A 6455-nucleotide genomic window follows, 5' to 3' on the forward strand; every position below is an offset into this window, starting at 1 on the left:
CCATTGGATTCACCAACAGTAATAGGAGACTTTTCTATATAAAAAGCATTACCTAAAGGTCCTTTTTTTTCTTCTATTGTATAGACAAATGTGTTCTGTCCTTCCCTCTTAATCACCTTATTTGGTATAAGCACGCCTTTAGCTAATTGTTTAGTCAGTGTAGCTTCCACCTGCTCCCCTTTTTTCAGTTCTTCTCCTTGTACTTTTACAAGAATACGTTTCTGTAGTTGTGAAGTTGCTGGTGTTATTTCAAATTGCTGTTCATCTTTTGGTTCACCTTTTTGATCGTCTTTTTGTTCACCCTTTGGTTCATCTTGCTGTTTACCTTGTTCCTGCGGTCTCTGATTTTCATGACTTTCTATATTTTTAATCTCTATAAGTTCACCTTCTAAGGATTTAGCATTTCCTTTCAAATTTATCTTTTCTCCAACCTTCAAGTGCGTAGCTAAATCAGCAGGTACTTGTAATTCAACTTTAAAGCCTTTACTCTCATCAGAGAGAATCACATCTCCTCCATCTTGCGTAGAAGGTTGATCTTTCTTTGCATTTATTTTTGTAACCACTCCATCGAAGGGAGCAATCAATTTCTTATTCATTTCTAATTCTTCTTTTAAATTTTTAATTTTTCTTTCTAGAATACTAATCTCAATTTTTTTGCTCTCCACAGTTGTTTTGAGATTTTGTCTCTCTCTCTCAGCCTCATTAGATTTGTTTTCTTGTTGATCATTTGGTTTGTTTTCTTGTTGATTTTTTGGCTGATCATTTGATTTGTTTTCTTGTTGATTTTTTTGGGCTTCATTATAATTTGCTTGAGCGTCATTCAGTGCTAACTTTTGAATTTGAAGAGTTGCTTCTTGATCAAGAATATCTTGTTCACTCTTTTTACTATCGTATGTCACTAATAATTGATTTTTTTTGACACGATCTCCTTCCTTTACATGTACCTCTTTCACTTTCGCCTCTATGCTACTATTACTTAACTTTGCTTCTTCCTGTGGCTGTAATTCGCCATTACCTGTAAACGTTTGTGTAAGCTCACCATTTTTTGGCTTCTCTGTAATAACCTTTGGCAAACCCAAATTTGCTAGCGTATTGCTAAAGAGTGTAAGGATAATTAAAATCCCCATAAATACACTGGAAATGATTTTAATATTTCGTTTTTTTCTTGTAACGTCTTGTTCCGTTCTATACTCCATTGAGTTCCCTCCTAAAATCTTTCCGAAGGAAAGTTTACATTGTAATTCTTCATTATTCCTTCACACCTGATAACTGAATTCCCTTAATAAAGTAGGACTGCGCATATAAAAATAAAAGTATCATTGGGGTCATATACAGAATAGAAGCAGAAAACCCAACCCCGCGTGCCTCGTTGTTAATTTTTGATAAATAGAGCGATAATGGATGTTTGGATTCGTCATTCAGAAAAATAAGCGGCTGTTCGATCATATTCCAATAATCCGCAAATAATAAAACAATAAGAGCAGCAATTCCAGGACGAATAAGAGGAAGAATAATCTTAAAAAAGATTGTAAAATGGCCGGCTCCATCCATCTTAGCCGCCTCTATATATGCATCCGGGATATGCAACATGAACTGCCGGAGCATAAATACACCGAATGCTCCAAAGATTCCTGGAAGAATAATAGACGCTGTACAGTTTAATATTCCAAGTTTATCCGCCATGATATAATTCGGTACCAGTGTAACTTGGAATGGCATCAGCATCGTCAAGAGATAAACGATAAACAACTTGTCTCTTCCTCGAAATTGAATCTTAGCAAAGACATAGGCTGCAAATGATGCAACGATGACTTGACCTACTATGATTGGCACAACCATGAATGCTGAATTCCAAAACATTTTTAAGAATTTGGGATTTTCCACTAATAATGTCCTATATTGTTCAAATGACACTAAATCTGGGATTAATTTTAAATTAATGAACGTTGGTTCCTTTTCCACTTTTCCAATCGCATCATAATTGAATCCAATCTCATGCTCAGTCATAAATGAGTTGGTCAAGGTAAATACGATTGGAAATAGCATCATGACGGCTAATATAGTCAAAAATAGCGTTAACATCCATTTACGAAATACATTTTCTTTTTTCATCTGCTTTTCCCACCTAATTCATAAACTTTCGAAAACGACGTTCTATTGCAAACAATACGAATACAATGATAGAAATAGCCCCCACCATTAACGTGGCAGCCGCTGTCAACTTTTGAATATCAAGCGACACGAACATATTGTTCATATAATGCTGCATCATATACAAACTGTCATGCGGGTAACTTCCAGCAATCAAGTATGTTTCCCGAAAAACTTTAAACGAATTGATAATCGACATTAATATGACAAAGAACATTGTTGGTGTTAAATAAATAAGTGTAATATTTAAAAATGTATGCATACGACCTGCACCTTCAATTTCTGCAGTTTCGTAATACTCTTTGGGGATATTTTGTAAAGCGGCCAAGAATAAAATAATGTTGTACCCGATATTTTTCCATAGATATACGATTGACAAGACAAAAATTGCCCAATTTGATTTCATCCAATCAATTCGTTCAAACCCCATGTTGTGCATCCATACGTTAAACGTGCCGTTCCAATCGAATAAAATTTGCCAGAGCATGACAATAGAAACCACAGGAACGACAAGTGGTAACACAAACGCACTTCTTAACCAATTTTGAATATATACATTTTGATTCAAACAAAGTGCTAGTAATAAGGAAATAATGACGATGAGCGGTACACTCACTGCGGTAAACCAAAACGTATTCGTTGCTGCTTTGAGGAAAGAAGCACTGCCTAGCAGTTCTTTATAATTGGCTAAACCGACAAAAGAACCATCAGTTGTGCCATCCATTAACGAATAAATCATCCCCATTACAAATGGAATCAGATAAAAAATTGAAAACCCAATTGCACTTGGTAGAAGAAAAAAGAATGCTATACTTGTATCCTTTCGCATAAAATCTCCAAATTTTATTGGGGATTTTTTTTGATTTTGAAGTTTATTTAATGATCGATGGCTGCGATCAAAAAAAACATTCCGCATATATGATCGACTTTTGTTTATTCTCATTCGTGGATCCCTCTTTTTTTGAGTCTATTTTTATAACTACATCTTACAATTATGTAGTTTAGTAGACACAGATGCAGACGAGATGCAGATAAAATAAAGAAATGAGGGATTTTAGTTCCGATGTTCATAAAACGGGATGAAAAGTGAATGTCCCTTACCCTGCCTAGAATCATATTGTAAAACTAAAGAGATAGTTGATAAGTTTTATCAACTTTAGATAGGATGGGTGTTTCTGTTGTAAAGATTATGAATAGTTCCAATGTCTTTTTATTGTACAAGGGGTATGTTGAAGGTTTAGAAGAAGGTGAAAAAAGATAAAAATTTAAGTGGACCAAGGTTAGAAAAGGATAAACTCTCAATTACATTACGTATATAGGGGGCACCCTGCATATCCATCAACTTAAGAAAAATAAATGCCCCCATGAGCTGAATTCCCTTAAATAGCTATATGAGGTCACTATACCATTCTGGGAAAGTTGTACGCTAAGGACTACAAAATCTTATCCTATCAGCATCTTTAAAAGATAAATACATGTTTAGAAAGATACAATCCCGAGATTAATTGGACATTGAATTATATGCACACTATATAAACGTGATTATAGCTAGAAAACCTTGATATTATTGAATTCTATGCTTTGATTTTCTGGACACATAGAAAAAACCATACAGTCTGATAAAGGGGTACTAACGTCTTTCCATGGATTTTATACAATAATATATATTTTAGTGAAATACACAAATAGGGTATTAATGCATTTAAGATAGGAATTAATGCCGGCTTAGTTCTAGTAAAATATTTAATCCTTTTTTTAATTCTTCCAATGATGCGTAGGCATAAGAAAGACGAATATGGTGTAAATCACTTGGTTCATATATATAACCTGGATTAATCAAAACATTATGTTTAAGTAACTTTAAAAATAGCGCTTTATTTACAATAGGTTCATGAAACCTGAGCCATATATAAAAACCACCCTCAGACTTTTTCCACGTAGCGATTTTTTGAAAGTGCTGTTCTAATATTTCTTCTACAAATGTAGCCCTTCTTTTCAATTGTTTACGAAGTGTAATCAGATGCTTTTCGTATAAACCGGATGATATCCAGTGTGCGACGATTTCTTGGGAAAAGGCACTTGAACCATAATCTGTTTGCATTTTAATATCAGCTAATCGCCCAATTACAGGTGAAGGTGCAACAACCCAACCGATCCGTAATCCAGGACTTAGCGTTTTGGATACACTACCGATATAAAGAACTTGCCCTGATGTATCAAATGACTTTATGGCAGGAGAAGATGATTCAAATAACAGTTCGTGATACACATCATCTTCAATAATCGGGATTTGTAGCTCTTTGCATGTGCTGTATAGATCTTTCTTTTCTTTCACTGACCAATTATGTCCTGTCGGATTGTGTAATGTTGGCACACAGTAAAATAAAGATTGTCTTTTTCTTTTGAGTGTCCGTAAATTGTCTGTTAAATGTACATCTCGTGAAACTGAAATCATACGCATTCCGTTGGATTGAAAGGGATGCACAGAATTTAAATACGAAGGTTTTTCTTGGAAGACAATGGATCCTTCTTCTAATAATCCAACTGCAATTAATTGAAGTGCTTGAAGTGCACCTGAAACAATTAAAATGTTGTCTGGTGCTGTTTGAATACCACGTTTTTTTAAATAATTACATAAAATTCCCCGAAGCTTTTCACTTCCTTGTGGTGATGAATAGCCAATTGCCTTTGATTCAAGTGAAATCTTTTTTAACGACTGCTCAATTTGTTTCGTTGGAAGTAATTCTGGTGATAATTCACCTGTTCCAAGACGGATGATATGATCCATTTGCTCATATTCGTTGATGAGTTGAATCGTATGGTAGTTTGGTTTATGAATACTCGATTCAATGTGTTGCTGCCAATTTGGTTGAGATCTGTTCAAAAGCACATTCCATGAATTATTGGCCACAAATACCCCTGATCCCACTTTAGATTCGAGCAAACCATCCGCTCTTAATTCATCAAGTGCAAGTTGCACAGTACTTCGGTTCACATTAAATTGAGTTGCGAGTTGGCGTTGTGTTGGAATCTTTGTGCCAACAGTCCAATCACCTCGCTCAATATGAGATTTTATCCAATCTACAATTTGCTCTTGAACGGTCAAATGAGAATGACGATTTGGTTTCCATTTCATCTAATTCCCTCCTAAATTGGGTGGATAAAAAACCATCCAATTGGTTGTTTTCTTTTAGTTTTATCATAGTACGATAGTAATTGAAAGGGAGTTGATTATATGGAAGCCATTGTTCATGGAATAATCTTAGCATTCGGACTCATTTTACCTTTAGGGGTACAGAATGTATTTGTATTTTCACAAGGAGCCACACAGCCAAAACTAATTCGAGCACTTCCGGCGGCTGTTACAGCTGCACTATGTGATACTTTTTTAATTCTTTTAGCTGTTTTTGGGCTATCCACTATCGTTTTACAATTTGAATGGCTACGACTTAGCCTAATGATTGCTGGTATTTTATTTTTACTTTACATGGGATACGTTATTTGGAGGTCTGAGCCAACAACAAGTAAAACAAATAAAGCATTACCAATCCGTCAGCAAGTCATCTTTGCTTTATCGGTTTCTTTATTAAACCCTCATGCTCTCTTAGATATAGTCGGTGTTATTGGGACAAGTGCATTAAAATATGTCGGAACGGAACAAGTTATTTTTACAATCACATGTATTACAGTATCCTGGGTTTGGTTCTTTGGGTTAACGCTCGCCGGTACAGTCATGAAGAAGATAGATGGAACAGGAGGTTTAATGAACATATTCAACAAATGCTCCGCCCTGTTTATCTGGGGAACTGCCATTTATCTTTTTATTGGATTAACCTAACGTACAGGGAACCGTTTAAAGTGTTTGGACTTATAGTATAAAATACAATTCTGCTAGGAACCTACTAGTATCCGTGCTCTTCTTCATATATTTGCACCAGAACCAAAATATAGATTATTTTAATTAAAAAAGAGGGTATTATGGTAAAAAAAAATAGGATAGGTATATTTATATCAATTTTAATACCGGTTTTATTGATTATATTCAATGTTAACTTTATATACAAAATTACTTTAACTGTAATTCCAGGACTCTCTATTTTTTTACCTATATTTCTTTGTCCAATTGGATTTCTCTTAGCTATTTTGTCTCATATAGTAGATAAAAATACTGGAGCAAAGATCGGTATAATATTAAATGTGGTAGTATTTTTGATTCCTTTTATTTGGATGATATATTGCTCATCCAACCATCATGCGTTGGATTCATCAGTATAATCCTGAATTAAATGAGAAAGTGTGGCGTC

The 6455-nt window shown here is 34.7% G+C and carries 6 protein-coding genes; 2 read left to right on the forward strand and 4 right to left on the reverse strand.

Going from position 1 to position 6455, the window contains the following annotated elements:
* From AC1DJR_RS13745 to AC1DJR_RS13760, 4 genes are all read right to left on the reverse strand, one after another.
* Positions 1 to 1196: efflux RND transporter periplasmic adaptor subunit (locus AC1DJR_RS13745; protein ID WP_477002825.1), on the reverse strand; the 1196-nt coding region annotated here is incomplete at its 3' end.
* 52 nt (positions 1197 to 1248) lie between these two features.
* A complete protein-coding gene (locus tag AC1DJR_RS13750) occupies positions 1249 to 2112 on the reverse strand; it encodes a carbohydrate ABC transporter permease (RefSeq protein ID WP_429688446.1) in 864 nt (287 codons plus the stop codon).
* A 13-nt stretch (positions 2113 to 2125) separates the two neighbouring features.
* A complete protein-coding gene (locus tag AC1DJR_RS13755; RefSeq protein ID WP_429688447.1) occupies positions 2126 to 3094 on the reverse strand; it encodes a carbohydrate ABC transporter permease in 969 nt (322 codons plus the stop codon).
* Positions 3095 to 3865: 771 nt separating this feature from the next.
* Complete coding sequence (locus AC1DJR_RS13760; RefSeq protein WP_429688448.1) at positions 3866 to 5287, reverse strand: aminotransferase-like domain-containing protein; 1422 nt, start codon at positions 5285 to 5287, stop codon at positions 3866 to 3868.
* Positions 5288 to 5386: 99 nt separating this feature from the next.
* On the opposite strand from AC1DJR_RS13760, the gene AC1DJR_RS13765 reads away from it, so the two are divergent.
* Together AC1DJR_RS13765 and AC1DJR_RS13770 are read left to right on the forward strand one after the other, a co-directional pair.
* The gene (locus AC1DJR_RS13765; RefSeq protein ID WP_002191501.1) at positions 5387 to 5989 is read left to right on the forward strand and encodes a LysE/ArgO family amino acid transporter; all 603 of its coding nucleotides are present in this window, start codon (positions 5387 to 5389) and stop codon (positions 5987 to 5989) included.
* 140 nt (positions 5990 to 6129) lie between these two features.
* Positions 6130 to 6426: a hypothetical protein gene (locus AC1DJR_RS13770; RefSeq protein ID WP_477002826.1), complete on the forward strand. Its 297-nt coding sequence runs from the start codon at positions 6130 to 6132 to the stop codon at positions 6424 to 6426.
* Positions 6427 to 6455 lie beyond the last annotated feature (29 nt).

Source organism: Bacillus sp. 05T31 (genome assembly GCF_056396725.1).